Source organism: Promicromonospora iranensis (assembly GCF_028994775.1).
GTDB lineage: Bacteria > Actinomycetota > Actinomycetes > Actinomycetales > Cellulomonadaceae > Promicromonospora > Promicromonospora iranensis_A.
The window spans coordinates 34801-59328 of the sequence record NZ_JAJQMN010000018.1 but is presented as its reverse complement, the minus strand read 5'-3'; the positions used below and the strand labels follow the sequence as shown (position 1 = coordinate 59328).

23 protein-coding genes are annotated in these 24528 nt (G+C 72.0%); 13 read left to right on the top strand and 10 right to left on the bottom strand.

What is annotated here, in order from left to right:
* Positions 1–43 precede the first annotated feature (43 nt).
* Positions 44–940 (bottom strand): DMT family transporter, encoded by an 897-nt coding sequence (locus LUU90_RS24225; protein WP_275006631.1) that lies wholly within the window; start codon positions 938–940, stop codon positions 44–46.
* 145 nt (positions 941–1085) lie between these two features.
* Here LUU90_RS24225 and LUU90_RS24220 point away from each other — a divergent pair, with 145 nt between their 5' ends.
* On the top strand, positions 1086–1997 hold the full coding sequence (locus tag LUU90_RS24220; protein ID WP_275006629.1) for a LysR family transcriptional regulator: 912 nt from the start codon (positions 1086–1088) through the stop codon (positions 1995–1997).
* 59 nt (positions 1998–2056) lie between these two features.
* Positions 2057–2458, top strand: a complete 402-nt coding sequence (locus LUU90_RS24215; protein WP_275006627.1) for an FKBP-type peptidyl-prolyl cis-trans isomerase — start codon at positions 2057–2059, stop codon at positions 2456–2458.
* 88 nt (positions 2459–2546) lie between these two features.
* On the opposite strand, the gene LUU90_RS24210 is transcribed toward LUU90_RS24215, so the two are convergent.
* The 3 genes from LUU90_RS24210 to LUU90_RS24200 form a co-directional block, all read right to left on the bottom strand.
* Positions 2547–4550 carry an adenylyl cyclase gene (locus LUU90_RS24210; RefSeq protein WP_275006625.1) on the bottom strand — a complete coding sequence of 668 codons (2004 nt, stop codon included), beginning with the start codon at positions 4548–4550 and terminating at the stop codon, positions 2547–2549.
* A gap of 85 nt (positions 4551–4635) precedes the next feature.
* Positions 4636–5973 (bottom strand): class I SAM-dependent methyltransferase, encoded by a 1338-nt coding sequence (locus LUU90_RS24205; protein ID WP_275006623.1) that lies wholly within the window; start codon positions 5971–5973, stop codon positions 4636–4638.
* Positions 5970–6371, bottom strand: coding sequence for a DUF5997 family protein (locus tag LUU90_RS24200; protein WP_275006621.1), 402 nt, complete (start codon positions 6369–6371; stop codon positions 5970–5972). The genes LUU90_RS24205 and LUU90_RS24200 overlap by 4 nt, the downstream gene beginning before the upstream one ends.
* 144 nt (positions 6372–6515) lie before the next feature.
* Here LUU90_RS24200 and LUU90_RS24195 point away from each other — a divergent pair, with 144 nt between their 5' ends.
* Together LUU90_RS24195 and LUU90_RS24190 are read left to right on the top strand one after the other, a co-directional pair.
* Positions 6516–7544 (top strand): LysR substrate-binding domain-containing protein, encoded by a 1029-nt coding sequence (locus LUU90_RS24195; protein WP_275006619.1) that lies wholly within the window; start codon positions 6516–6518, stop codon positions 7542–7544.
* Between the two features lie 135 nt (positions 7545–7679).
* Positions 7680–8477: a hypothetical protein gene (locus tag LUU90_RS24190; RefSeq protein ID WP_275006617.1), complete on the top strand. Its 798-nt coding sequence runs from the start codon at positions 7680–7682 to the stop codon at positions 8475–8477.
* A gap of 174 nt (positions 8478–8651) precedes the next feature.
* Here the strand turns inward: LUU90_RS24190 and LUU90_RS24185 are convergent, their stop codons facing one another.
* The 4 genes from LUU90_RS24185 to msrA all read right to left on the bottom strand — a co-directional run bounded on the left by LUU90_RS24185 (position 8652) and on the right by msrA (position 14908).
* A complete protein-coding gene (locus LUU90_RS24185) occupies positions 8652–10823 on the bottom strand; it encodes an alpha-galactosidase (RefSeq protein ID WP_275006615.1) in 2172 nt (723 codons plus the stop codon).
* A 65-nt stretch (positions 10824–10888) separates the two neighbouring features.
* Positions 10889–13393, bottom strand: a complete 2505-nt coding sequence (locus LUU90_RS24180) for a glycoside hydrolase family 2 protein (protein ID WP_275006613.1) — start codon at positions 13391–13393, stop codon at positions 10889–10891.
* 123 nt (positions 13394–13516) lie between these two features.
* Positions 13517–14119 (bottom strand): pentapeptide repeat-containing protein, encoded by a 603-nt coding sequence (locus LUU90_RS24175; RefSeq protein WP_275006611.1) that lies wholly within the window; start codon positions 14117–14119, stop codon positions 13517–13519.
* A 105-nt stretch (positions 14120–14224) separates the two neighbouring features.
* Positions 14225–14908, bottom strand: a complete 684-nt coding sequence (gene msrA / locus LUU90_RS24170; protein ID WP_275006609.1) for a peptide-methionine (S)-S-oxide reductase MsrA — start codon at positions 14906–14908, stop codon at positions 14225–14227.
* Between the two features lie 146 nt (positions 14909–15054).
* Here msrA and LUU90_RS24165 point away from each other — a divergent pair, with 146 nt between their 5' ends.
* The 6 genes from LUU90_RS24165 to LUU90_RS24140 all read left to right on the top strand — a co-directional run bounded on the left by LUU90_RS24165 (position 15055) and on the right by LUU90_RS24140 (position 20974).
* A complete protein-coding gene (locus LUU90_RS24165; protein ID WP_275006607.1) occupies positions 15055–15834 on the top strand; it encodes a metallophosphoesterase family protein in 780 nt (259 codons plus the stop codon).
* 10 nt (positions 15835–15844) lie between these two features.
* Positions 15845–16444, top strand: coding sequence for a YdeI/OmpD-associated family protein (locus LUU90_RS24160; RefSeq protein WP_275006605.1), 600 nt, complete (start codon positions 15845–15847; stop codon positions 16442–16444).
* A gap of 165 nt (positions 16445–16609) precedes the next feature.
* Positions 16610–17854, top strand: a complete 1245-nt coding sequence (locus LUU90_RS24155) for an AI-2E family transporter (protein ID WP_342471143.1) — start codon at positions 16610–16612, stop codon at positions 17852–17854.
* A gap of 29 nt (positions 17855–17883) precedes the next feature.
* Positions 17884–19143, top strand: a complete 1260-nt coding sequence (gene ilvA, locus LUU90_RS24150) for a threonine ammonia-lyase (protein ID WP_275006603.1) — start codon at positions 17884–17886, stop codon at positions 19141–19143.
* 107 nt (positions 19144–19250) lie between these two features.
* Positions 19251–19610: a YciI family protein gene (locus LUU90_RS24145; protein ID WP_275006601.1), complete on the top strand. Its 360-nt coding sequence runs from the start codon at positions 19251–19253 to the stop codon at positions 19608–19610.
* Positions 19607–20974, top strand: a complete 1368-nt coding sequence (locus LUU90_RS24140; RefSeq protein WP_275006599.1) for an RNA polymerase sigma factor — start codon at positions 19607–19609, stop codon at positions 20972–20974. Before LUU90_RS24145 ends, LUU90_RS24140 begins: the two co-directional genes overlap by 4 nt.
* Positions 20975–21031: 57 nt before the next feature.
* Here LUU90_RS24140 and greA read toward each other — a convergent pair whose 3' ends face one another.
* Together greA and LUU90_RS24130 are read right to left on the bottom strand one after the other, a co-directional pair.
* Positions 21032–21514, bottom strand: a complete 483-nt coding sequence (gene greA, locus LUU90_RS24135; protein ID WP_275006598.1) for a transcription elongation factor GreA — start codon at positions 21512–21514, stop codon at positions 21032–21034.
* Between the two features lie 205 nt (positions 21515–21719).
* On the bottom strand, positions 21720–22229 hold the full coding sequence (locus LUU90_RS24130; protein WP_275006596.1) for a DUF4307 domain-containing protein: 510 nt from the start codon (positions 22227–22229) through the stop codon (positions 21720–21722).
* A gap of 172 nt (positions 22230–22401) precedes the next feature.
* On the opposite strand from LUU90_RS24130, the gene mca reads away from it, so the two are divergent.
* The 3 genes from mca to LUU90_RS24115 are packed head-to-tail and all read left to right on the top strand — an operon-like array spanning position 22402 to position 24525.
* Positions 22402–23289: a mycothiol conjugate amidase Mca gene (mca, locus tag LUU90_RS24125; RefSeq protein WP_275006691.1), complete on the top strand. Its 888-nt coding sequence runs from the start codon at positions 22402–22404 to the stop codon at positions 23287–23289.
* Positions 23286–23696 carry a hypothetical protein gene (locus LUU90_RS24120; RefSeq protein ID WP_275006594.1) on the top strand — a complete coding sequence of 137 codons (411 nt, stop codon included), beginning with the start codon at positions 23286–23288 and terminating at the stop codon, positions 23694–23696. Before mca ends, LUU90_RS24120 begins: the two co-directional genes overlap by 4 nt.
* Positions 23689–24525 (top strand): carbon-nitrogen hydrolase family protein, encoded by an 837-nt coding sequence (locus tag LUU90_RS24115; RefSeq protein ID WP_275006592.1) that lies wholly within the window; start codon positions 23689–23691, stop codon positions 24523–24525. Before LUU90_RS24120 ends, LUU90_RS24115 begins: the two co-directional genes overlap by 8 nt.
* Positions 24526–24528 lie beyond the last annotated feature (3 nt).

The following is a 24528-nucleotide window of genomic DNA, read 5'->3' as shown; positions in this document are numbered from 1 at the left end:
TCTCGAGCGCAATCCTACGTGGTTTATCGGTGCACCAACGGCTTCAGCGGAGTCGTAGCGTCGCCACCAGGACGCCCGTCAGGCACAGCGCCCCGCCGACCAGGGCGACGGGTGCGGGAACCTCGCCCAGCAGGGCCCACGACAGGAGCACCGCCAGCGGCGGGGAGGCGTAGGTCGCCGCGCCGAGCCGGCCGGCGGTCGTCCGGGTCAGGGCGAAACCCCAGGTGGCGAAGGCTATGGCGGTGGGGAAGACGCCCAGGTAGACAACGCTCAGGGTGGCCGACGTCGGCGCCGTGGCGAGCTCGTCCAGGAGCACCGGGGCGAACGGGAGGCACGCGACGGTGCCGGCCGCGCAGCCCAGCCAGGTCATGGTGAGGGAGTCGACCTTCGGCAGCAGGCGCTTCTGCAGGATCGTGCTGCCGGCGTAGACGACGGCGGCGGCCAGCCCGAGCGCGACACTGATCGTGTCCGAGACCCCGCTCGACGTGGCCAGCGCGATCGCGGCGACGCCCGCGAACGCGATGCCGATGCCCAGCAGCAGCCGGGCGGGGAAGCCCTCGCCGAGGGAGACCCCCGCGAACACCGCGATGAGGATCGGCGCCAGGCCGACCAGGAGCGACGCGGTGCCCGCGTCGAGGGTGCGTTCGGCCGCGTTGAGAGCGAGGTTGTACAGGCCGAACCAGAGCACGCCCCAGACGAGGACGCCCACCAGCGTCCGGCCGCGGGGCAGCCGAAGCTTGCGGGCCAGGGCGGCCATGACCGTGAGCGCGACGGTGCCGACGAGGATCCGGCCCAGGGCGAGCGCTCCCGGCGAGTAGTCGACGCCCGCCGAGCGGATGCCGATGAACGCCGAGGCCCACAGCACCACCGTCACCGCGGCGGCTGCCGGGACGAGGAAGCGGTTCGTGACCGGCGGCGCGGTCGGCGTGGTCAGGGTCATGTCCGGAACCCTGTCCGAGGTAGGAGCCGGGGGCTGGCGGCTTTCGGCCGTGGTGTTCGTCATGAGCCGATCGTGGCCCCGAACCACTGTGAAGCACCAGCGATTCTTCCTTCACCAGGATTCAGTCTCGCTGTACAGTGGCGCCATGCTCGACGTCCACCGCCTCCGCGTCTTCCGTTCCGTCGTCGCCTCCGGGTCCATCGGTGCGGCCGCGGCGAACCTCGGCTACACACCCTCCGCCGTCAGTCAGCACGTCTCCGCGCTCCAGCGCGAGACGGGGCTCAAGCTCCTGGCGCGGCACGGCCGCGGGGTCCGGCCCACCGCCGCCGGGCACGCCCTGGCCGCGCAGGCCGACGGCGTGCTCGAACGGCTCGGCGAGGCCGAGGCCATGGTCGCCGACCTGCGCGCCGGACGTACCGGCTCGCTCTCGGTGGCCTACTTCGCCTCGGTCGGCTCGGCCTGGCTGCCCGACGTCGTGCGCACCGTGACCACGGAGTTCCCCGGCGTCCGCCTCGACCTCGAGCTGGCCGAGCACATCCCGGACAAGACCGAGGACCGGGCCGACCTGCAGGTGGTCGTCGCGAACGCCGAGTTCGCCGCGGGGAGCGGCTTCACGGCGCATCACCTCCTCGACGACCCGTACGTCGCCGTCCTGCCGCGGAGCCACCGGTTCGCCGACCGGGACGAGATCGAGCTCGCCGAGCTCGCGGACGAGTCCTGGGTCGACAACGACTTCGCGCGCGGATGGTGCCGACGCAACCTGCTGGAGGCATGCACGGCAGCGGGTTTCAGCCCTACGTTCCGCGTCGAGGCGCACGACTATCCGACGGCGGTCGCGTTCGTCGAGGCCGGCATCGGCATGACCGTGCTGCCCGAGCTCGGTGCCGTCAACCTGCCGCAGGCGACGGTCGCGGTGCCCGTCGTGCGGCCCACGCCCGTGCGCTCGATCTACGCGGTGCTGCAGGACGCCGTCGCGCACACCCCGCCCGCGATCGCCGCTCTGGACGCGCTGCGGCAGGCCGCCGTCGCTTCGCGGGCAGCAGTGGTGGCCGCATAGGGTGGGTGGGTACCGGCGCCGGGACTGCCCGGCGTCACCCCGATCGAGAGGCAATCCTCGTGACCACGCTTCCTACCGCCTCCGGCACCTTCGGTGACAAGCCGGAGCTGACGTTCCCCGAGGGTGGTGCGCCCACCGGTCTGCAGGTGCAGGTGCTCTCCGAGGGCAACGGCCCGGTCGTCGAGTCCGGTCGCACCATCGTGGTGAACTACCTGGGCCAGACCTGGGGCGGCCACGTGTTCGACAACTCGTACGACCGCGGCACCACCATCGACTTCCCGATCGGCGTCGGCGCCGTCATCGGTGGTTGGGACAAGGGCATGGTGGGGCAGAACGTCGGCTCGCGCCTGCTGCTGTCGATCCCGCCGGAGCACGGCTACGGCGCGCGCGGCGTGCCGCAGGCCGGCATCGGCGGCGGTGACACCCTGGTGTTCGTCGTGGACATCGTCGACGTGAAGTGACGTTCCTGCCGAAGTAGAACTGCAGCGCACCCTCGGGTGCGCTGCAGTTCTGTCCGGCCCTGGTCCTACCTCCGACGGAGGGGTTGGGTCAGGGGTAGGAGATCACCTGGGGGGCGGCGAAGCTGCCGACCGCCGGGGCGCCCGTGTCGTTGATGACGTGGTTGATGCCGCCCGATCCGTTGAGGAAGACGCTGGTCATCGACCGGAACGTGACACCGGGCCGGTTCGGCGTCTGGATGCCTGACTCGACGCGGATGTCCTGCTCCTGGTTGAAGAACGAGTAGACGCCGAGCCCGGTCGCCTGGTGGCTGGTCACGTGGTCCGCCACCCGGTAGGACGCGTAGCCCAGGCGGTCGCCGTCCATGAACGCCGCCTGCGACGGCGGGTCGTACGGGATCTCGCTCTGGTAGAAGATCGTCCGGCCGTTCTCGCCGTTCCAGATCGTCTGCTGCTCCTGGTAGTGCTCGACGAACAGGCCGGTCGCCGTCACGTCGTCGCCGTTCACGATCACGCCGTGCGCACCCGTGTTGCCGCCCCAGGAGACGCCGTGGCCGTGGTCGGCGCGCCACGCCCAGATGTGGTCGAGCAGGGTGTGGTCGCTGTTCACCTCGATGGAGGTGACGGCCTTGCCCTCCCACGGACCGCCCACGCGGACGAAGACGTCGGTGAGCGTGGTCGGGTTGGCCGGGTCCGAGACGCTCGCGCCCTCGGGGCCCACCTTGATCAGCGTCGCCGACTCCGGCACGTTCGCGTCGGCGGTGATGCCCGCGACCTTGACGCCCGCGACGTCGCCGATCTCCAGCACGCTGTTGCCCGCCGTCGGGGTGAGCGAGGCGTAGCCGAGGCCGAGCACGACGGTGTCGGCACGGTCGACCCGCAGGGCCGCGTCGAGCTCGTAGACGCCGGGCGTGAGGAGGAGGTTCTTGCCGTCCGCCAGGGCGGCGTTGATCGAGGCGGCGGTGTCGACGTCCTCGCGGGCCACGTAGAAGTCGCTCATACCGATCGACGTGCCCGACTCGGCGGACGTGGACCAGTCGGTCCCGTTGCTGTCGGTCCGCGCGTTCGGCACGAAGACGGCGAGCTCGCCGTTGTCCGCCCGGTACACGAACGGGGCCTCCCGGCTGATCGGGGTGTTGGCGACCGTGGTCTTGACACCCTTCGCGCCCTCACCGAGGTCCTGCCCGAAGTCGGTGGCGGGGGCGCCACGGACGCCCGAGAACACCATGTTCCAGACGCCGCCGTCCCAGGTGCCGACCTCACTGTTGCGCGTGAACCACTGCTGCTGTGACCCGGTGGCGATCGTGCCGGCCACACGTGAGTTCGCGAGGTAGCCGCCGGAGGCGAACTCGCCGTACCGGCCGAAGACGGTCAGGCTGCCCTGGATGTCCATGCGGCGCATCGGCGCGGCCTGGGACACGGCCCAGCGCATCTGGTGCGGCTCGGTCACGCCGGCCGGGAACGGGCGGGCGGCGTCCTCGCCGACGGGGCGCTGGATGGGGTTGATCGCCATGTTCGACATCGAACGCCAGAAGTGGTTCAGCGAGCCGGGGGCGGCGCACTCCCAGGGCCGTTCCGGGCAGCCGACGACAGGCTCCACGTGCAGGGCGCCGTTGATCAGCACGTCGCCCGGCTGCGCGCCGAGGCCCGAGATCGACTCGTAGTACCCGACCGTCTGGTTGACGATGTCGGTGGCCGTGGCCGGGTCGTTCTGCCCGGCTGCGCTGCCGTAGGTGCCGGGCTCGAAGAACACCTGGTGCCGGCCCAGGCTCATCTCCGCCTCGTCGTTCACCGAGTCGAGGAAGGTGTTGATCCGGTCGGTCGACCAGGTCGGATCGATGAAGGTGACGTTGGGCCCGAAGTCGGGGTCGGCCGCGGCCTTCTTCGGCTTCTTCACCTTCGGCTTGACCTTCTGCCCTTTGCCCTCGGACGTCGCCTTCTGCTTGGCCACGGACGCCTTGACCATCGCTCTGCCCTCGTCGGTGGCGGACGGCGCGGCAGTGGCCGGTAGCGCTGCGACCGCGGCTCCCGCGGCGAGCGATGCTGCGACCGCCGCGACGGCGGCGCCGCGCAGGGTGGTGCGGAGTGTCCTCATCGACAGATCCTTCGAGCTCGGGGCAGGCCGGCCAAGACCGGACGTGCTGCCGGTGCGGTGCGCCCGGTTCGGGCGCCCCGCCAGGCTAACCGCCCTGCACTGACCGATCTGTAAGTACTTTCCGCACACTCCGGGTCACGGTGAACCGCGGGTCCTGGGCCACGTGCTCCGTCGGCCCGACGGCGCGCCGCAGGGCGTTGCGGTAGTGCAGGCCCGTGTTGAAGACGGTCCAGAGCTCGCCGCCCTCGCGCAGGACCTGGCCCGCAGCGGCGAACATCCGGTGTGCCGCGTCGGTACTCAGCGCGGCACGGTCGTGGAAGGGCGGGTTGAGCAGCACGAGGTCCGCCCAGCCGTCGGGGACGGGGAGCCGGTCCCCGGCGTCGCCCCGCACGACGGCGGCCCGGACACCGTTCGCGGCGAGCGTCGCCTTCGTCGAGGCGCAGGCGGCCGTGCTCCGGTCCGTCGCGATCACGTGGGCGCCGGGGAACCGCAGCGCAAGGACGGTGGCGAGGATGCCGGTGCCGCAGCCGAGGTCGACCGCGATGGGCCGGCCGTCCGCGTAGTCCGGGTCGTGCCCAGGGGTCGTCGGGAGGGGCTCGGCGCCCGACAGGTCGGGCCAGCGATGGGCCTGCGCCAGCAGGAGACGCGTGCCGCGGTCGAGCGTGGCTCCGGCGAAGGCGGCCCCGTGCGCGACGACGGTCAGCCCGGCGTCCGGCGTCCGGGTTTCTTCCGGGGTGCCGATGGCTTCGAGGATCTCGCGGTCGGTGAGCCGGGCGGTCACGGGATAGGTGAGCGGCCCGACGTCGGACCGTGGCTCGCGCGCGATCAGCAGCCGCGACTTCTGCCGGGCGAGCGAGGCGCTGACCTGCCCGAAGGAGGCGCTGAGCACGTCGTTCATCGCGTGGGTCATGTGCTTGACCCGGCCGCCCGCGAGGAGGGTCACCGCCGGGTCGGCGTGCCGGGCCACGTGCTCGGTGATCTCGGTCAGCTCCGCCAGCGACGCCGGCAGCTGGAGCAGCACGAGACGTGCGCCCGCGAGCAGCTGAGGACCGAGGTCGTCGTGCACGGTGTACCCGGCCCCGGCCGGCTCGTTCGGGTTCGGTGCGTTCTCGGCGAGCTGTCGGTGCGCGGCCAACAGAGGCCGGGACGCGCGCGAGGTGTTGTCGGAGAGGGCGGCCTCGGCGGTGATCGCGTCCAGGTGCACGTCGACGGAACGGGCCCCCAACGCCAGCGCGCCGAGGGTGAGGGCACCGAACCGGTCGCCGATCACCACCACCCGCTCGGGATCGCTCGCGATCAGCGGGGCGGCCTCGTCGAGGAGCAGCCGGTCCGTGGCGTCGACGGCGACGGGGCCGTCGGCGCGTGAGCCGTCCCCGGGGTAGGGGAGGAGCTCGGCCAGGACGGCGTCGGCCGCGGGGCTCATCGTGCGGAGCGGGCCTTCTTCTCCGCTGCCTTGCGGGCCTCCTCGACGCGCTCCTCCTCGGCGCGCACCTGGGCGGCGATCTCGCGCTCCTGGGTCAGCCACTCCGGCGGGTCGTCACGCAGCTCGTTGATCTGCTCGGTGGTCAGCGGCTCGGTGATTCCACCGCGGGCCAGGCCCGCGATCGAGATGCCGAGGCGCCCCGCCACGACGGGCCGCGGGTGCGGGCCGTTACGGCGCAGCTCGGCCAGCCACTCGGGAGGGTTGGTCTCCAGCTCCTCGAGCTCTGCGCGCGTGATCGGGTTGTCCTGGAACTCCTGCGGGGTGGCAGGCAGGTAGACGCCGAGTCGCTTGGCGGCGTTGGACGGCTTGAACCGCTGCGAGGCGAAGGAGGAACTCATGTTCCCAGGGTATCGGGGCATGCCCTCCTCGCTCTCCATGGCGAGCGTGATCCTCACCGCTCATCCGCGGATGCCTCGGCCCGTACCGGGTCCGGGTGTTCCGGACGAGCCGCCGTCGTCATCCAGGGACCGTAGCCTTGGCACGTGAGCCAGCCCTTGCCCGACGTCGGACCGCCCGTTCCGGACGGCGACCCCGCCGACCCCTCGACCACCGAGTCGGAGGCCGTGGACGGCCCGGCGCCCGCGGAGGATTCCGCCGCCGACGCCGACGCCGACGCCGACGCCGACGCCGATCCGAGCCTGCCGCAGTTCCGGCTGGCCTACGTGCCTGGTGCATCGCCCGGCAAGTGGGCGGCGGTGTGGCGCGAGCGGCTGCCTGACGTGCGTCTCGTCCTCGTGCAGCTGGAGGCAGCCGCCGTTGTCCCCGCGCTGGCGGCGGGCGAGGCTGACGCCGCCATCGGCAGGCTCCCCGTGGACAAGGAGGTGTTCTCCGCCATCCCGCTCTACGAGGAGATCTCTGTCGTGTGCTTCTCGCGGGACCACCTGCTCGCGGCCCTCGACGAGGAGGAGGCGGTGTCCACCGACGACATCGCCGAGGATCCTGTCTGGGTGCCCGCCGACGACGTCCTCTTCGCCACACATCCGGTCCCCGGTGTGGTGCCCGTGGACCCGGACGGGAACCCTCTGGACCCGGTCCCGACCACCGCCGACGCCGTGGCGACCGTCGCCGCGAATGTGGGCGTGGCCGTGCTGCCCATGTCGCTCGCGCGGCTGCACCGCCGCAAGGACGTGACCTACCGCCCGCTCGTGGACGGGCCGACGGCGCCCGTGGGGCTGGTCTGGCCCACCGACGGCACCACCGACCTGGTCGAGGAGCTCATCGGGATCGTCCGCGGGCGCACGGTGAACAGCTCACGCGGTCGGGGCAGACCGGACGCCCGGCAGGCCGAGGACGGCGCCGCCGCCGGCGGATCGGCCGGAAAGTCCGCGAAGGCCGGGGTGAAAAAACCCGTCAAGGGCGGTACGGGCGGGGCCGCCGGACGCTCCGCCGGAGGGCGCGGCGGGGCGAAGGCAGGCGGTCGCGGGGGTGTTCAGCGGGGCGGTGGCGGGGTACAGCGGGGCAAGGGTGCGCGACCCGTCCCGAAAGGGAAGAAAAAGGGCAAAGGCCGGTAGGCTCCGATACAAGCCTATGTAAGGTATTTCAGTAAGATAACGGCATATTGGCGATCTGCGACATTGTCGCTACGCTCCGGGGAGTCGTGCCCGCTGTCGGGCACGGGCCAGATCCCCGTTTCGAAGGAGCGCTCAGTGCGCAAGATGACCGTCTTGGGAGCCTCCGCGCTCCTCGTCGCCGGCCTGATGGGCTCGCCGGCCGCCGCTTTCGCCGCACCCGTTGCCGGTGCTTCCGTCGCGATCACGGGTGGTGGCAACCACGGCGCAACCTGCCCGAAGGACGGGAAGGTCGACGTGGTGGGCGACCACAAGACCGTTGAGGTGACCGCCGAACCGGGTTACCTGATCACGGGTTACTGCGTGAAGGCTGGGCCGGGCGGCAAGGCTGGTTCGAGCAACGAGGACCTGGGGCCCGTCGACGTGGTTGTTGACCCTCCGAGCGCTACGGTGACGATCTCGCACCCGTCCGGCAAGGACGTCAGCCACTACACGCTCGTCACGGTGAAGGTGGGGTCGACACCGACTCCGACCGAGCCGGGTGAAGAGCCGACGGAGCCGGGTGAAGAGCCGACCGTGCCGGGCGAGGAGCCCACCGAGCCGGGCGAGGAGCCGACGCAGCCGGGCGAGGAGCCGACCGTGCCGGGCGAGGAGCCCACCGAGCCGGGCGAGGAGCCGACGCAGCCGGGCGAGGAGCCGACCGTGCCCGGTGTCGAGCCGACCGTGCCGGGCGAGGAGCCGACCGACGGGTCTGTCGCACCGGTCGACGGCGACGTCACGCCGTCCCCCTCTCCCTCCGCAGCTACTGACGGGCCGGGCGTGCTCGCCGCCACCGGCGCCAGCACCGCCATCGGCTTCACGCTGATCGCGCTGGCCCTCGTGGGCGGTGGCGTGACGCTGATCGTGCTTCGTCGCAAGGGCGTGCTCGGTAGCTGACGCTGCTTCACACCAAGCCGTCGCCCCGAGCGACCGCTGGTAGAGCGGGCGTCCGGCAGGTTCTCCGTCCCATGAGCTTCTGCTCCGGGTGGAGGGTCGGCCGGGCGCCCGCTCTTCGTCGTGCGACGCCCGCCGGGCGACTACACGTCTGCGGCCCCGTGGGGCGCACGAGGACTACGGAGTGGTGGCCGTCACCTGGATGATCAGCGCCTGCATCGGCCAGAGCGTGGGCAGCTGCAGCCCGACACCGGTCAGCACCGAGCCAGGGATGTCCATCGCGTCCTTGCCGAGCCAGCCCGGGGTGATCCAGCGGTGCCACTTCGCCGCCCCGACCTCGTCGCGCACCCGCACGCTGTACCGCCGGGCGGGGTCGAGCCCGTCGAGCCGCACCCGTTCGGTCAGGGCGTCCCGCGGCGACGCCACCGTCGCGACGGTCCACACGCCCGCCGTGCGGTCGGGGGACACGAAGCCGGTCACCCGCAGCGCCGGGTCCACCGTGTCGGCATGCACCATGGTCCCGGTGTGCACCAGCGACCGGAGCTCCTTGTAGAGCGCCCCGTACGCGGCGACGGCGACCAGCTCGTCGTCGGTGCAGGTCAGCAGGTCCCACTCGAAACCCGCGTGCCCCTGCAACGCCGTGGCCACCCGGTACGACAGGTCGGTGGTCCGCCCCGACGAGTGGGTCGGCGACGGCCCGACGTGCGCCCCCACCAGCTCGGGCGGCAGCACCAGTGAGGTCCACCGCTGGATGTCCTGGCGCTCCAGGGGATCGTTGGAGTCCGACGCCCAGACCCGGTCGGTGAACTCGAGGATGCCGAGGTCGGTCCGAGCGCCGCCCGAGGAGCACGACTCGATCTCCAGCCCGGGGTGGTCCGCCTTGAGCCGAGCGATCAGCGCGTAGGCGGCCCTGGTCTGCACGTGGGTGCCCGGGCGAGCCGCGCCGTCGGCGCCGACGTGCACGGGCTCGGCGAGGTCGCGGTTGTGGTCCCACTTGATGAAGTCGATCCCCAGCTGCGTCACCAGGGTCGAGATCTGCGACCGCACGTGCTCCCACGCGTCGGGGTTCGCGAGGTTCAGCACGTACTGCGTGCGGAACGAGAGGCCGTCCGGCGACGGGACGGCCGCCGGGTTCGACAGGATCCACTCGGGGTGTGCCCGTGCGAGGTCGGAGTCGAGGTTGACCATCTCGGGCTCGAACCACAGCCCGAACTGCATCCCCAGCTCGTGCACCAGCCCGGCGAGCGGGTCGAGGCCCTCGGGCCAGACATCGTGATCGACCACCCAGTCGCCGAGGCCGGTGGTGTCGTCCCGGCGGGAGTGGAACCAACCGTCGTCGAGCACAAAACGCTCCACGCCGACGGCCGCGGCGCGGCGAGCCAGCCGCTCCAGCTTGGCCGGTGAGTGGTCGAAGTACACGGCCTCCCAGGTGTTCAGCACCAGCGGACGCGGGCTCGTCACGTGCTGCGGGCGCGCTCGCATCCACGTGTGGAACCGGTCCGCGACGCCGTCGAGCCCTGCCGCCGACCACGCGAAGTACGCGACCGGCGTGCGGTAGGTCTCGCCCGGCGCCAGCCGGATCTCGCCGGGTCGCACGAGCTCTCCCGCACCGAGCAGCGTCGAGTGCTCCGTGAGGTGGTCCACCCGATGCGTCACGTCGGCGCTCCACCCCAGGTGGGTGGCCCACACCTCGCCGGCCCGGTTGCGCGGTGTGCCCGACGACGCCAGGGTCACCCAGGGCGCGTCGTGTCCTGAGCGGCCGCGACGGGTCTGGCGGGCCGTGCTGCCGGCGGGCATGGCGGTGGTGACCGGCACCTTCTCGCGGGGCCAGCGGCCGGTGAACTGGGTGAGGTGGTCAGCGGACCGTGGCACGGGCAGCGTGGCCTCGAGCCAGTGCACGTCGACCACGGTGGGACCGTCGTTGCGGAGCTCGTGCCGCAGGAGCACCAGTCCGCCCGCGCCGATCTCCAGGTGCGACCGCAGCGTGAGCCCCAGGTTCGCGTCCTGTGCGGTGACGATCAGCTCCGCCGTGCCCCGCTCGGCCTCGGTGACGGTCCAGCGAGGGTAGAGCGTGACGCCGTCCGACACCACGAGCAGGCCGGGTCGACCCGACCAGCCGTCCGACTCCTGCGGGAGCAGCGACGGGCGCCAGGCTGCGTCGAGCGTGCCGGGCGCGGTCTGGCGGCTGGTCGCCGAGTCGAGCGCCCGCAGATCGGCCGACGAGAGCTCACCCAGGTCCTGACCCCAGTGGAGTACCAGTGGCAGGCCCACCTCCGGGTGTGCCACCACGACCGCGACACCCTCGCGGCGTAGTACTGACCAGCTGGAATCCTCGGCAAGCGTGTTCATGATGGTGTCCCTTCGCCCCCTCGACCACACCGTACGTGCGGCCACCGACATCGAATCGCCCGACCCTAGCCCGCCGCGCGGACCAGGTCGTTCTCCGTACGCAGCACCGGCCGGGTGACCAGCGCCTCCGGGTCGAGGCCGGTGCTCGTCACGTGGAACACCGCCGTCGTGCCCGCGGGGAGGTCGACGACCTGGTCGTCCACCTCGGCGTCCGGGTCGAGGCGGTCGGCCAGCAGCGTGACGCCGAGCGCCAGCGACGTCGCTGTCACGTCCACCCGGTAACCGCCGTCCTCCGCCGTGACCGTGGCCCGTACGGGGGCCGGGTCGAGGGCAAGGTCCTTGCTCTCCGCCCAGCGGTGCAGGCCGCGCGCCTCGCCGACCGTGACGACCAGCACCTCGTTCGCCGGGTCGCCGACCGCTACCAGGTCACCGGCCAGCGGGACATGGGTCACCGACCGCGGGGCGACGGTCACCGTCCCGGCTGCCGTGTCCGACGCCGCCAGCACCGCACCGTCCAGGGTCGTCCGGACCGCCTCGACCTGCCCGGTCCACGGCTCGTCGGTGTCGTTCACGAGTGCCGCCACCAGGTCGGTCCCGCGCGGCTGCACCGTCACCACCCGGTCCGCGAACGCGTGCTTCAGCGCGTACCAGAGCGGCTTGCGCCGGCCGTCGCCGTCGACGGCGGCCCAGGAGGTCACCGGCCAGCAGTCGTTGAGCTGCCAGACGATCGCGCCCGCGGTACGCGGCCACCACGACCGGTAGTGCTCCAGGGCGAACTGGAGGGCCCGTGCCTGGTTGAGCTGCGTCGCCCAGTGCCAGTCGGTGAAGTCCTCGGGGACGCCCAGGTGCGGGGCCAGACCGCGGTCGAGCTTGCCGTTGCCGTCCAGCGCCTTCTGGTGCAGCAGGAAGACCTCGGACTCCTTGAACCCCGGCGGGACGTCAGCGCTGTCAGGAAGGATGGCGCGCTGCATCGTCGCCCACGTCGCCGGGCCCTGGAAGCCGAACTCGGACGGGAACCGCGGCACGTCGTCGCGGTAGTGCGTGTAGTCGATGCGGTTCCAGACGTCCCACTGGTGATGGGTGCCGTGGTCCGGGTCGTTGGGGTGCGTCTCCTCGGGCGGGAAACCGGGGGAGTAGGGCGAGCCGTCCGAGTAGGTCCGGGTCGGGTCCACCTCGGCCAGGACCTTCGGGAAGAGCTCGTAGTAGTAGCCGGCGCCCCACGTGAGGTCGCCCAGCGGCTCCTTCCAGTTCCAGTCCTCGTGGCCCCAGATGTTCTCGTTGCCGCCGTTCCACAGCACGAGCGACGGGTGCGGGGCGAGACGTGCGGCGTTCTCGCGCAGCTCGGCCTCGAACTCGGTCGGGTGCGGTGCCTCCTCCGGGTAGGCGGCGCAGGCCAGCAGGATGTCCTGCCAGACCATGACGCCCTTCTCGTCGCAGACGTCGTAGAAGTCGTCGGACTCGTAGATGCCGCCGCCCCACACCCGCAGGAGGTTGAGGTGGGCGCCGAGCGCCTGGTCGACACGCTGTTCCAGGCGTTCGCGCGTGATGCGGGTGAGCAGGTGGTCGTCGGGGATCCAGTTGGCGCCGCGGGCGAACACCGGCTTGCCGTTGATGACGAACGTGAACGCGGTGCCGTGCTCGTCCCGGCCGCGGTCCACCTCGACGGTGCGGAACGCGACCCGGCCGGACCACGAGTCCAGCGGGTTCGAGCGGTCCTCACCGTTGCCCTCGTACAGGGTCACCACGATCGGGTACAGCGGCTGCTCGCCGTGCCCGGCCGGCCACCAGAGGTCGACGTCGGGCACCTCGACCTGGACGTCCAGGGCACCGCCGGACCAGCCTGCCGGTATCCCGGTGGTCACGCCGCGGTCCCCGACCGAGACATCGACGACGAGCTGTCCGACGTCGGACAGGCCGGACGTCTCGACCTCCAGGCGGACGTCGACCAGCCCGGCGCCGTCGTCGGACACGGTGGCCAGGGGGACCACCCCCGCGAGGCGCGCCACGCGCCAGCGCTGCACCCGCACGGGCTTCCACAGGCCGGCGGTCTGCAGGTCGGGACCCCAGTCCCAGCCGAAGGAGCACGCCATCTTGCGGACCATGTTGAACGGCTGGTCGTACGCCATGGGACGGGTGCCGATGCGCTCGGCCTCGGCCTCGGCGGTCTCCAGCGCGGAGTCCAGGTCGACGACCAGGTCGGCCGGTGTGCCGACGAGCGACCGGATGTCGTACCGGTAGGACCGGTGCATGTTGGCCGTGCGGCCCAGCGCGGCACCGCCCAGCGAGATCTCCGCGACCGTGTCGACCCCTTCGAAGAGCAGGTCGACACGCTCGTCGGGTGCCGCGGCGGGCTCGTCGAGGACCGTCGCGTACCGCCACGTGGCCCGCTTCATCCAGGCGAGCGACGTCTCGTTGGTGCCGAGATACGGGTCCGGGATGAGGCCACGGTCCAGGAGCGCCGTGTGGTTCGTGCCCGGGACCGTCGCGGGGACGTCGACCCCTGCGAGGTCTGCGGGAACGGGGCCACCGGTGGCCGTCAGGGTCCAGTCGGTCAGTTCGCGGCTGATCATCATCGATCCTCGTCCCTTGAGGGCGTGAGCCCAGTACGTGTGCGAGCGGACCCGAGCATAGGGCCGCGCGCAGGGTCCGATCGAACCGATATCACTGGCCGAACCGCCGGCGCCGCAGGCCGCTCAGTCCGGCCGGACCACCAGGCCGAGCGTCTCGGCGAGCATGATCGCCTGGGCCTCGCTGACCACCGCGCCCGTCAGGTTCGCCGAGAGCGGGTCCAGCGCCGACAGGTCGCTGCCGCGCAGGTCGGCGTTGGTCAGGTCGGCCTGTTCAAGGTCCGCACCGGACAGGTCGCAGCCGACCAGCACCGCCCCGGACGCCTTGATCCCGGCCAGGTCGGCCTCACGGAACCGGACGCCGTCGAACTCCGCGCCGGCCAGCGCCGCCCGGTGCAGGTCGGTGAAGGACCAGTTGCCGCCGGTGACCTTGAGCAGGTCGAACCGGCAGTCGGCGAACCGGGAGCCGACGAGCTTGCAGCGCTCCAGCTTCGCGTCGAAGAACACGCACCCGTCGAACACGCACGATGTGAAGGCGAACTCCGTGAGGTGGGCGCTGTTGAAGCGCACTCCCCGGAACACGCACGAGTCGAAGGTCGCGCCCGTCCCCGTGGCCTCCGTCATGTCGACGTCGGCGAACAGCGTGGCCATGTGGTCCTCACCGGAGAGGTCACGGCCGTACCAGTCCTCGCCGGTGACGGAGATCTCGGTGGCGGGCATTCGAATCATGGGAGCGACCCTACGGCGCCCCACTGACACGACCCAGGGCTGTGGGCGTGACCGTCGCGCCCCGGGCGCGTGCTCGCAACGGTCACGCCCACGACCAGAGGTTGGTCAGGCGGCGTCGGGGAACGGGACGCCGGTCGTGGCGTGGCAGCGGTAGCCGTTCGGGTTCTTCGCGTCGGACAGGTACTGCTGGTGGTAGTCCTCGGCGTAGTAGAACGGTCCGGCCTCGGCGGCCGGGGCGATCTCCGTGGTGATCGCGTCGTACCCCTTGGCGCTGAGCACCTCGGCGTAGCGCTGCGCGGTCTCCTCGGCCACCTCCGCCTGCTCCGGCGACGTCCAGTAGATCGCCGAGCGGTACTGCGTGCCGACGTCGTTGCCCTGGCGGAAGCCCTGCGTCGGGTCGTGCCGCTCCCAGAAGATCTTGAGCAGATCGGCCTCGGTCACCCGGGCCGGGTCGTACGCGACGAGGGCGGTCTCCGTGTGCCCGGTCCGGGCGCTGCAGACCTCCTCGTACGTCGGGTTGGGCGTCGTCCCGCCCATGTATCCGACGGCGGTGCTCACCACGCCGGGTACCTGCCAGTAGATCTCCTCGGCGCCCCAGAAACAGCCCATCGCCAGGTAGAGCACCCGCGTGCCGGGCTCCCACGGACCGGTGATCGACGATCCGAGGACCGTGTGCGGGCGCGGGTTCTGCAGCAGCGGCGCGGAACGGCCGGGCAGGGCGTCCTCAGGCGCGACCATCGTGGTCTTGGAACCGGAACCAGGGCCGAAGAGGGAGTTCAAGAACGTCATCAGGCGCACATCCTTAAGGGTCTGCTTCGTGCGGTAGCACGTTTACCCATTCCAACACGGACCGGCGTGGAGGTGTTCCGGCGCTTGCGTTCTGCCAGCGGCAGACCCTGGTGGCGGTGCGGGCCGGTTCACGCCAAGGTCGGGGCATGAGCAGCGAGGTCGGTTCCGTAGCGGTCCTGTCGGACGTCCACGGGGTGCTTCCCGTGCTGGAGGCGGTGCTCGCGGAACCCGACGTGGTGGCTGCGGACCGTGTCGTCGTGACCGGCGACCACGCCGCAGGGCCACAACCCGTCGCCGTGCTGGACCGCCTGCGGGCCCTGGGCGAGCGGGCGCTGCTGGTGCGCGGCAACGCGGACCGCGAGCTGGTCGCGCTCGCGCGCGGCGGCGGCACCGACATCCCCGATCCGGTGGCACCGTGGGCGGCGGCCCAGCTGCGCCCCGACGACGTCGCGCTGCTCGCCGGCCTGCCGCACCCGGCCGAGCTGGCGGTGCGCGGGTTCGGCCGCGTCGTGTTCTGTCACGCCACCCCGCGCGACGACGAGGAGGTGGTGCTCGTCGACTCGTCCCTCGAGCGCTGGGCGGAGGTGCTGGGCGGTCTCGACGCCGACATCGCGACCGTCGTCATGGGCCACACCCACATGCCGTTCGTGCGTCTCGTCGACCGGCGCCTGTGTGTCAACCCCGGCAGCGTCGGGATGCCCTACGGCCGTGCGGGTGGCTCGTGGGCGCTCCTGCGGGACGGTCAGGTGGAGCTGCGGCACACGCCCGTCGACGTCGAGGTGGCGGTGGCCGCGATCGCGACGGCGAGCACCTACCCCGGCGCGGAGGAGTGGGCACGGGAGTACGTGACGTCGGCCAACAGCGACGCCGATGCGCTGCGGGCGTTCGGGCCCAGGGACGGGCGGCATGTCGGTGGTTCGGCGTAGCGTCCTCCCCATGGCTGAGACCGATCCCGAGCTCCTGATCCCGGACGTCGCGGCGTGGCGCGCCTGGCTCGACGAGAACGAGTCGACGTCGGACGGCGTCTGGCTGATCCTCGCGAGGAAGGGCAAGGACTCCCCGACGACCCTGACCCGCGGCCAGGCGCTCGACGAGGCGCTGTGCAGCGGCTGGATCGATGCCCAGGCGCGCAGCCGGGACGATACGACCACCCTGCAGCGGTACTGCCCCCGCCGGCCACGCAGCCGGTGGTCCGCCCGGAACGTACGCATCGTGGAGCGTCTGATCGCCGAGGGTCGCATGCGCATCCGGGGCCAGGAGGAGATCGACAAGGCGAGGGCCGACGGGCGCTGGGAAGCCGCCTATGAGGTCAACAGCAATTTCGAGGTACCCCCGGACCTCGCCGAGGCGCTCGCGGCGAGCCCGCGTGCTGCGGCGATGTTCGAGATCCTCACCGCCCAGAACCGGTTCGCGATCCTGTTCCGGGTCACCGGCGTCAAGAAGGCGGAGACTCGCGCCCGCAACATCACCAAGTTCGTCGAGATGCTGGAGCGCGGCGAGACCCCGCATCCGCAGAAGCGGAAGCTGGAGGCCTGACGGCTACCTGCCGGGACGGCTCGCGAGAGCGGCACCCGGACGCGTTCGAGACATGTCGGACCCGTGAGCGGGCGGTGCACCTTTGGTGCGGCGCGTGAGCAGGCCAGCGGCATGCCGGTGTGCTCCCCTAGGGTCGTATCCGTGTCGCAGACCGAGGAGACAAGCGTGACGTCCAGCCCGACCACCGCGCCGCCGACCGACGAGTCGGGTGCGGTCCCGCCAGCGATCCGGGCCGCCGCCTCGTGGTCGTGGCGGATGCTCCTCATCGGCGCGTTCGTCGCCGCCGCGCTCTGGCTCCTCACGCTCCTGAAGTCGATCGTGATCCCGGTGGCGGTCGCGCTGCTGCTCACCATCATGCTGACGCCGGTGCGCCGCCTGCTGAACGAGCGCCTGCGCCTGCCGCGCGGGTTGTCCGCCGGGCTCTCCCTGGTCGGCCTGATCGTGGTGGTCGCCGGCCTGATCACCCTGGCGGGACAGTCGATCGCGAACGGGTTCGCCGACCTGACGGCGCAGGCCATCAGCGGCTTCAACGAGCTCTGGACGCAGCTCTCTTCGCAGTTCGGGCTCGAGGAGCAGCTGCAGAGCTACAGCCAGGACATCCTCGACCAGCTCGAGGCGCAGCAGGCCGCGATCGTGAGCGGGGCTCTCGGGGCCGCCGCCACCGCGGGCAGCGTGCTGATCGGGGCGCTGATCGCGCTGTTCTGCACGTTTTTCTTCCTGCACGACCCGCGGGGCATCTGGAGCTGGATCGTCGGCCTGCTGCCGCAGTCCTCCCGCGAGCGGGTCAACCAGGCCGGCCGGCGCGGCGCCGTCACGCTCGCCGCCTACACCCGCACACAGATCCTCGTCGCCGCCGTGGACGCGGTCGGTATCGGGATCGGCGCCGTGTTCTTCGTCCCGTCGCTCGCCCTGCCGATCAGCATCCTCGTGTTCGTCGGTTCGTTCGTGCCGGTGGTCGGTGCCATCGTCACGGGAGCCATCGCCGTCGTCGTGGTGCTCGTGTCGAACGGCTGGGTGGCCGCCCTCATCATGCTCGGCGTGGTGCTGCTGGTGCAGCAGATCGAGTCGCACGCGCTGCAGCCATTCCTCATGGGGCAGGCCGTCTCGCTGCACCCGGTCGCCGTGATCCTCGCCGTGGCCGCAGGGTCGTATGTCGCAGGCATCGTCGGCGCCCTGTTCGCGGTGCCGCTCGCGGCAGTGCTGAACACCGTGATCCTCTACCTCAACGGGCACGACAAGTTCCCGGAGCTCGGGGACGAGGACGCGCTGCCGATCCGGTGGCGCGCCGCCGACGCGCCACCGATCCCGCTCCGGCTGCGCCGTACTCCCGGCGTGGTGGCCGAAGGCGCCGTCGCGGACGTCGGCGTCGACGAGGATCGTGATCCTTCAGAGGGTGATCAGAAGCGCTGAACGTGCATCCGGGGGCGTAGTCGGGCAACATGCGCGCTGTGCCCCTGGATCCGTTCGACCTGGAGTCCTACGGCGGCCACCTCACGGTGACCGCCGACGACGCCCGCGCCGCCGCAGAGATGCTCGACGGCGTCATCACCCGTACACCGATCACCGAGAGCCGCGCGCTCTCCACCATCGCCGGTACCAAGGTGCTGCTCAAGTGCGAGAACCTGCAGCGCGCCGGCTCGTTCAAGGTGCGCGGCGCGTACGTGCGGCTCGCACGCCTGTCGGCCGCCGAACGGGAGCGTGGAGTCGTCGCGGCCTCGGCCGGGAACCACGCGCAAGGCGTGGCGGTCGCGGCGGGCATGCTCGGTATCGACACCGTCGTCTACATGCCGGTCGACGCGGCCCTGCCCAAGGTCGCGGCGACGCGCGGGTACGGGGCCGAGGTGCGGATGGTCGGCTCCTCCGTGGACGAGGCGCTCGCCGCCGCCCGCGTGGAGGCCGCCCGCTCCGGCCGGGTGCTCATCCACCCGTTCGACCACGTTGACGTCGTGGCGGGCCAGGGCACCGTCGCCCTGGAGATCCTGGAACAGGTGCCGGACGTCGCCACCGTCGTCGTGCCGCTGGGCGGTGGCGGGCTGGTGGCCGGGATCGCCGCCGTGCTGGCCGAGGCGGCACCGCACGTCAAGGTGGTGGGCGTCCAGGCGGCGTCGGCCGCGGCCTACCCGGGCTCGTTGAAGGCCGGCAAGCCGCTGGCGGGCACGCTCGGCTCCACCATGGCCGACGGCATCGCCGTGGGGCTACCGGGCGACGTGCCGTTCGGGATCGTGCAGAAAGAGGGCGTCGAGGTCCGGACCGTCAGCGAGGACCAGCTCTCGCGGGCGCTGCTCGCGGTGCTCGAGCGCTCGAAGCTGATGGTCGAGCCCGCCGGAGCTGCTGCCGTCGCCGGCATCATGGCCGCGGGTCCCGGCGTGTTCAAGGGGCCGGTCGTCGCCGTCCTGTCGGGCGGGAACATCGACCCCCTCGTGCTGCTGCGCGTGGTGCAGCACGGTCTGGTCGCGGCCGGACGGTACCTCAAGCTGCAGGTGCGGCTGATGGACAAGCCGGGTGCGCTCGCCCGGCTCGTGGAGACGATCGCTGCGGCAGGGGCCAACATCGTGGCCGTCGACCACACGCGGACCGACGTCTCGCTCGCCGTGTCCGAGGTGCGGGTCAACCTGCAGCTCGAGACCAAGGGCACCGAGCACCGCGCCGCCGTCGTCGAGCGGCTGGAGTCCGAGGGCTACGAGGTCGTCGCGAACTGAGTGTCGTGCGGGTGTCGTGCGGGCGCGTTCCCGTTCGTCGTCGGAGTGACGCGGCCGACCGGTCGCGGGACCATGACTCCGGGGCCGCCCCGGAAGGGAGCACAACCATGCGTTACCTCATGCTCGTCCTGTCCACGCCCGACGCGCCCGCGCCCACGGGGGACGTGCCCCACATCGAGGACTGGGTGCGGGACACCTACGGCACGGGACGGGCGATCATCGGCGACCGGCTGCGTCCGCCCGCCGACGCCGTCGGCGTGCAGGTCCGTACCGGCGAGGTGGTCGTCACCGACGGCCCGTTCACGGAGACCAAAGAGGTGATCGCGGGCTTCGACGTCCTGGAGGCGCCGGACCTCGACGAGGCCATCCGGATCGCGGCCGCCCACCCGATGGCGCACACCGGCGCGATCGAGCTGCGCCCGTTCTGGCCCCTCGACCTCGACGACGGTGCCGAGGGCGAGGGGTGACCGACGTCGGGCAGGCCGTCACCGCCGCGTTCCGCGAGGAGTGGGGACGCGTGCTCGCGGCAGTCGCCCGCAGCACCGGTGACCTCGACCTGGCGGAGGACTGCGCGCAGGAGGCGTTCGCGGTCGCGCTGCGCACCTGGGAGCGGGACGGCGTGCCCGCCCGCCCCGGGGCGTGGCTGACCACCACCGCACGCAACTGTGCGCTGGACCGGCTGCGCCGCCGCAAGGTCGAGGCGGAGAAGGTGGCGGTGGCGGCGCGACTGACCGAGCGGCTCACCTCGGCTGCCGGCGACCCGGCCGCCGGGGCCGTGGACGGCGGTGGGGGCCCCGGCGACGGTTGGGCCGCCCCCGGGGCGGAGGACCCCGACGGCGACCTGCTGCGCCTCGTCTTCACCTGCTGCCACCCCGCACTGCCGCTGGAGGGCCGGGTCGCGCTCACGCTCCGGTCCCTCACGGGTATGACGACGGCGCAGGTCGCGCGAGCCTTCCTGGTGCCCGAGACGACGATGGCCCAGCGCCTGACCCGGGCCAAGCGCAAGATTCGGAGCGCCGGCATCGCGTTCCGCGTGCCGCCGCCCGAGCTGCTGCACGACCGCGTCTCCGCGGTCCTGGCCGTGCTGTACGTGCTGTTCACCGAGGGGTACGACGCGTGGGCGGAACCCGTCGACGAGGTCGCCGGGGCCGAGGCTCGCCGAGCCCTGGCCGACGACGCGGTCCGGGTCGCCCGGCTCGTCGCACGCCTCCTGCCCGACGAGCCGGAGGCGCGCGGTCTGCTCGCGCTGCTGCTGCTCCAGCACGCGCGGCGCCGGGCGCGCGTGAGCACCGGGGCCGAAGCGGTGCCGCGCACGCTCGAGGAGCAGGACAGGTCGCTGTGGCGGCGCGACGAGATCGGCGAGGGACTGACGGTGCTCGACGACGCGCTCGCGGCACGCCGTGCCGGTCCGTACCAGGTGCAGGCGGCGATCGCGGCGCTGCACGCCCGGGCGGCCTCGGCCGACGCCACGGACTGGGCCGAGATCGAGGCCCTCTACGACGTACTGGCGGGTATGACGCGCTCGCCGGTGGTGGCGCTCAACCGGGCGGTGGCGGTGGGGATGTCGCGAGGACCCGAGGCGGGCCTGGCGGCGCTCGACGACGTCGCGTCAGCACCCGAGCTGGCGGCCTATCACCTGCTCCCCGCGATGCGGGCGGACCTGCTGCGGCGCGCGGGCCGAACCGCAGAGGCCGCGGTGGAGTACCGGCGGGCGCTCGGACAGGTGGACCGGGAGGGCGACCGCCGGTTCCTGCAGCGCCGGCTCGCGGACCTCGGACATGCCGACGGGCCTGCCGGACACTCCGGTCACGTGGGTGAACCGGCTGTCTGACAGGCCCGTCGTCCTGCGCTGCGATCAGGCTCCAGGGGCACGGCCCGAGCCTGTGGCTCAGCCCTGGAAGGGCTTCGCTCCCGTGATCTCCACGGGGATGTCGCGCCCGTTCGGCGCGTGGTAGGTCGTCTTCGCGCCTATCGACTTTCCGTCGATCGCTGCGCCCAGCGGCGACGTCGGCGAGTAGACGTCGAGGTCCGTGGACCCCGCCATCTCGCGCGAGCCGAAAAGGAAGTTCATCTCGTCGCCGGCGACGATCGCGGTCACGACCATGCCGGGCTCGACCTTGCCGTCGTCCGCGGGGGTGCCGACCTGGACGTGGCGGAGCTTCTCGGTGAGCTCAAGGATCCGTGCCTCGTTCTTCCCCTGCTCCTCGCGCGCGGCGTGGTAGCCGCCGTTCTCCTTGAGGTCGCCCTCGTCGCGGGCAGCCGCGATGCGCTCGGTGATCTCCGCCCGGTAGGGGCCGGAGAGATACTCCAGCTCAGCCTTGAGCTTGTCGTGCGCCTCCTGGGTGAGCCAGGTGACAGAAGCGTCGGCCACGGGGGCTCTCCTTTCGTCGTTGCTCGATCGAGCCACAGTTACGGCAGCGCGCGGATCCCGGCCGACGGAAACGGATCGGGCACGCGCGTCAGCCGGTCAACACAGCGTGTGAAACGACGAGAATACCAATTCCCGGGAAAGACATGCCAAGAGATTCCCTGTTTCCGCTCTGAGCGGACGACGTACTTGTTCGGTGAGGTCGGTCTCAGCGCAGGTCACAGTGGTCCACGACGCCCGTCGTCGCGAGCTCCGTCGTGGCGACGGTCACCGTGTGGCGTGTCGTGCGGGCCTCGTCCGGGCCCACCTCGACGTCCACCGCGCCGACCTCCGCGAAGCTCTGGCTCAGCGCGGTCACGGTGCACACGGCCTCGGTCCCCGGCGGCATGCTCACCTCGAACGTGACGTCCACCGCTTCGGGGCTCGTCACCGAGAAACCGACGTCGGTGAAGGTCACAGGATCGCGCTGCGTGTCGACGATCGTGAACCACGCGGCGAGCGCGACACCGGCGGCCAGCGCGGCGGCGACCGCGATCCGGGCGCCCACGGAGAGCTTCGGACGAGGCCGGACGTCGTCCGCCTCGTCCCACGGGTCGTCCCCGCCGGGCTGCGCCGCCGCCCGGTGCGATCCGGGCCTCGCGCGGCCGTAGCGCTCGGCGAGGCTCGGTGCCTGTACGGGCGTGGCGCCGGTCGGTGCGGCGGGGTCTGGGTCGGTCATCACGGCTCGCTCGGTTCGAGGTGTCAGTGGTTCGTAGCAAGATTGTCCCTGGACCATCATGGTCCATGTGAGTGATTGTCCCAGTAGTCATCCCACGCAGCCTCATCCCACACAGCCTCATCCCACACAGGAGGACCCAGTGTCCGTACCCGAGCGCGAGCCGCTCCGTCTGATGGCGGTGCACGCGCACCCGGACGACGAGTCGAGCAAGGGGGCCGCCACGATGGCCCGCTACGCCGCAGAGGGGGTGGAGGTCCTCGTCGTCACATGCACCGGGGGCGAACGGGGCGACATCCTGAACCCGTCGTTCGAGGTACCCGCGGGCCACGAGTTCGAGTCGGTCGAGGGCCGCCGCGCGGTACGCCGGCTGGAGATGGCCCAGGCCGCCGAGGCGCTGGGTGTGCGTCAGCAGTGGCTGGGCTTCGTGGACTCGGGACTGCCCGAGGGCGACCCGCTGCCTCCGCTCCCCGAGGGTTGCTTCGCGCTGGTACCGCTGGAGGAGGCCGCGGCGCCGCTGGTGCAGGCTGTCCGTGAGTTCCGGCCGCACGTCATCACGACGTACGACCCGTCGGGTGGCTACCCGCACCCCGACCACATCAAGTGCCACGAGGTGTCGTTCGAGGCGTTCGCCGCGGCGGGCGACCCGGACCGGTACCCCGGCGCGGGGGAGCCCTGGGAGCCGCTCAAGCTCTACTACAACCACGGCTTCTCGATGAAGCGCATCCGTGCGGTGCACGAGGCGATGGAGGGCGCCGGCCTCGAGTCACCCTTCGGCGACTGGGTCGAGTCACGCGACGCCCGCGAGATCCCGGAGCGCCAGGTGACCACGCTGGTCCCCGTCGCCGACTACTTCACGAACCGGGACGCCGCCCTGATGGCGCACGCCTCGCAGATCGACCCCAAGGGCTTCTTCTTCGCGGTGCCGCGCGACCTCGAGGTCGACGTGTGGCCGTGGGACGAGTACGAGCTCGCGGAGTCCCGTGTGCCGCTGCCCGAGCGCGCTGAGGGTGAGTACGAGGAGGACCTGTTCGAGGGCGTCCGGTCGGAGGTCCCCGCATGAGCCGCCTGGCAGCCGGCGCGATCGCTCTCGCGACGGAGCCGTCACCCAACCCCACCGAGGGCACGCTCCGCCCGGGCCTGGAGGAGTGGCAGGTCTCGCCGGGGCTCATCGGCTTCATCGTCACCTTCGCGCTGGCGATCGCGTGCGTGCTGTTGTTCCTGAACATGAGCAAGCACCTGCGCCAGGCAGGTCACAACGCCCGCCAGCAGGGCCTGCCGGTCCCGGCCCCGCAGGTCGTCAGCTTCCGTCGGGCCGACTCGAACGGCGACACGGCCCCCGCCGCCAAGGAGCCCGACGACGCGAGCACCCCCGACGCGGGTGGTACGTCCGGGACGTCCGACGCGGGCGGCTCGGCATCCGGCGGCAGTGGTTCGTCGGGCGGGGACGGTGGCGGCTCGGGTGACTGATCAGGCCGAGCGGGCCACCGTCGCCGGAGTTGTCCGCGTGACGGTCGCCCAGGTGGCCGTCACCGACGACCACGGCGCCAACCGCCAGACCGCGCTCGACGCGTTCAAGGTGGCGGCGCGGGCCAAGGCCGACCTGCTCGTGCTGCCGGAGTACGCGTCCGGCTACGACCCGCACGGCGTCGGGCCGAAGCACGCGGAGCCGCTCGACGGACCGTTCGTCACACTCCTGCGGGACAGGGCGCGCAAGCACGGGCTCGCCGTGATCGCCGGCGTCACGCTGCCCGGCTCCGACGGGGTCCGCGCGGTGAACGCCCTGGTCGTCGTCGACGGCGCCGGCGAGCTCGCGGGCGTCTACCGCAAGGTGCACCTGTACGACGCGTTCGGGTACCAGGAGTCGGACCTGCTCGAGCCCGGCCCCGCGGACGCCGAGCCGGTCACCCTGCGCCTGGGCGGGCTCACCTTCGGGGTGCTGACCTGCTACGACCTGCGGTTCCCGGAGTCGGCCCGCCGCGTGGTCGACGCCGGAGCGGACGTGCTGGTCTACCCGGCCGCCTGGGTCGCCGGCCCGCTCAAGGCCGACCACTGGCGCACGCTGCTCCAGGCGCGGGCGATCGAGAACACCGCGGTGGTGATCGGCGTCGGCATGACGGGCAAGGGCGTCACGGGGCGCACGCTCCTGGCGGGGCCGGACGGCGTCGTCGGACTGGAGATGGGTGACGAGCAGGCGTACCGCACCGTCGACCTGGACCCCGCTCCGCTCGCCGCGGTCCGCAGGACGAACCCGTCGCTGGCGAACCGGCGCTACACGGTGGTTCCCACGGGCGCATGAGAG

What these genes read in the sequence shown, in the direction of transcription:
- LUU90_RS24175 (WP_275006611.1), bottom strand. Translation starts at nt 14,119, where the DNA reads ATGATTCGAATGCCCGCCACCGAGATCTCCGTCACCGGCGAGGACTGG.
- ilvA (WP_275006603.1), top strand. Translation starts at nt 17,884, where the DNA reads ATGCGCGCTGTGCCCCTGGATCCGTTCGACCTGGAGTCCTACGGCGGC.
- LUU90_RS24220 (WP_275006629.1), top strand. Translation starts at nt 1,086, where the DNA reads ATGCTCGACGTCCACCGCCTCCGCGTCTTCCGTTCCGTCGTCGCCTCC.
- LUU90_RS24205 (WP_275006623.1), bottom strand. Translation starts at nt 5,973, where the DNA reads ATGAGCCCCGCGGCCGACGCCGTCCTGGCCGAGCTCCTCCCCTACCCC.
- mca (WP_275006691.1), top strand. Translation starts at nt 22,402, where the DNA reads ATGGCGGTGCACGCGCACCCGGACGACGAGTCGAGCAAGGGGGCCGCC.
- LUU90_RS24165 (WP_275006607.1), top strand. Translation starts at nt 15,055, where the DNA reads ATGAGCAGCGAGGTCGGTTCCGTAGCGGTCCTGTCGGACGTCCACGGG.
- msrA (WP_275006609.1), bottom strand. Translation starts at nt 14,908, where the DNA reads ATGACGTTCTTGAACTCCCTCTTCGGCCCTGGTTCCGGTTCCAAGACC.
- LUU90_RS24185 (WP_275006615.1), bottom strand. Translation starts at nt 10,823, where the DNA reads ATGAACACGCTTGCCGAGGATTCCAGCTGGTCAGTACTACGCCGCGAG.
- LUU90_RS24145 (WP_275006601.1), top strand. Translation starts at nt 19,251, where the DNA reads ATGCGTTACCTCATGCTCGTCCTGTCCACGCCCGACGCGCCCGCGCCC.
- LUU90_RS24120 (WP_275006594.1), top strand. Translation starts at nt 23,286, where the DNA reads ATGAGCCGCCTGGCAGCCGGCGCGATCGCTCTCGCGACGGAGCCGTCA.
- LUU90_RS24160 (WP_275006605.1), top strand. Translation starts at nt 15,845, where the DNA reads ATGGCTGAGACCGATCCCGAGCTCCTGATCCCGGACGTCGCGGCGTGG.
- LUU90_RS24225 (WP_275006631.1), bottom strand. Translation starts at nt 940, where the DNA reads ATGACCCTGACCACGCCGACCGCGCCGCCGGTCACGAACCGCTTCCTC.
- LUU90_RS24200 (WP_275006621.1), bottom strand. Translation starts at nt 6,371, where the DNA reads ATGAGTTCCTCCTTCGCCTCGCAGCGGTTCAAGCCGTCCAACGCCGCC.
- LUU90_RS24130 (WP_275006596.1), bottom strand. Translation starts at nt 22,229, where the DNA reads ATGACCGACCCAGACCCCGCCGCACCGACCGGCGCCACGCCCGTACAG.
- LUU90_RS24180 (WP_275006613.1), bottom strand. Translation starts at nt 13,393, where the DNA reads ATGATCAGCCGCGAACTGACCGACTGGACCCTGACGGCCACCGGTGGC.
- LUU90_RS24210 (WP_275006625.1), bottom strand. Translation starts at nt 4,550, where the DNA reads ATGAGGACACTCCGCACCACCCTGCGCGGCGCCGCCGTCGCGGCGGTC.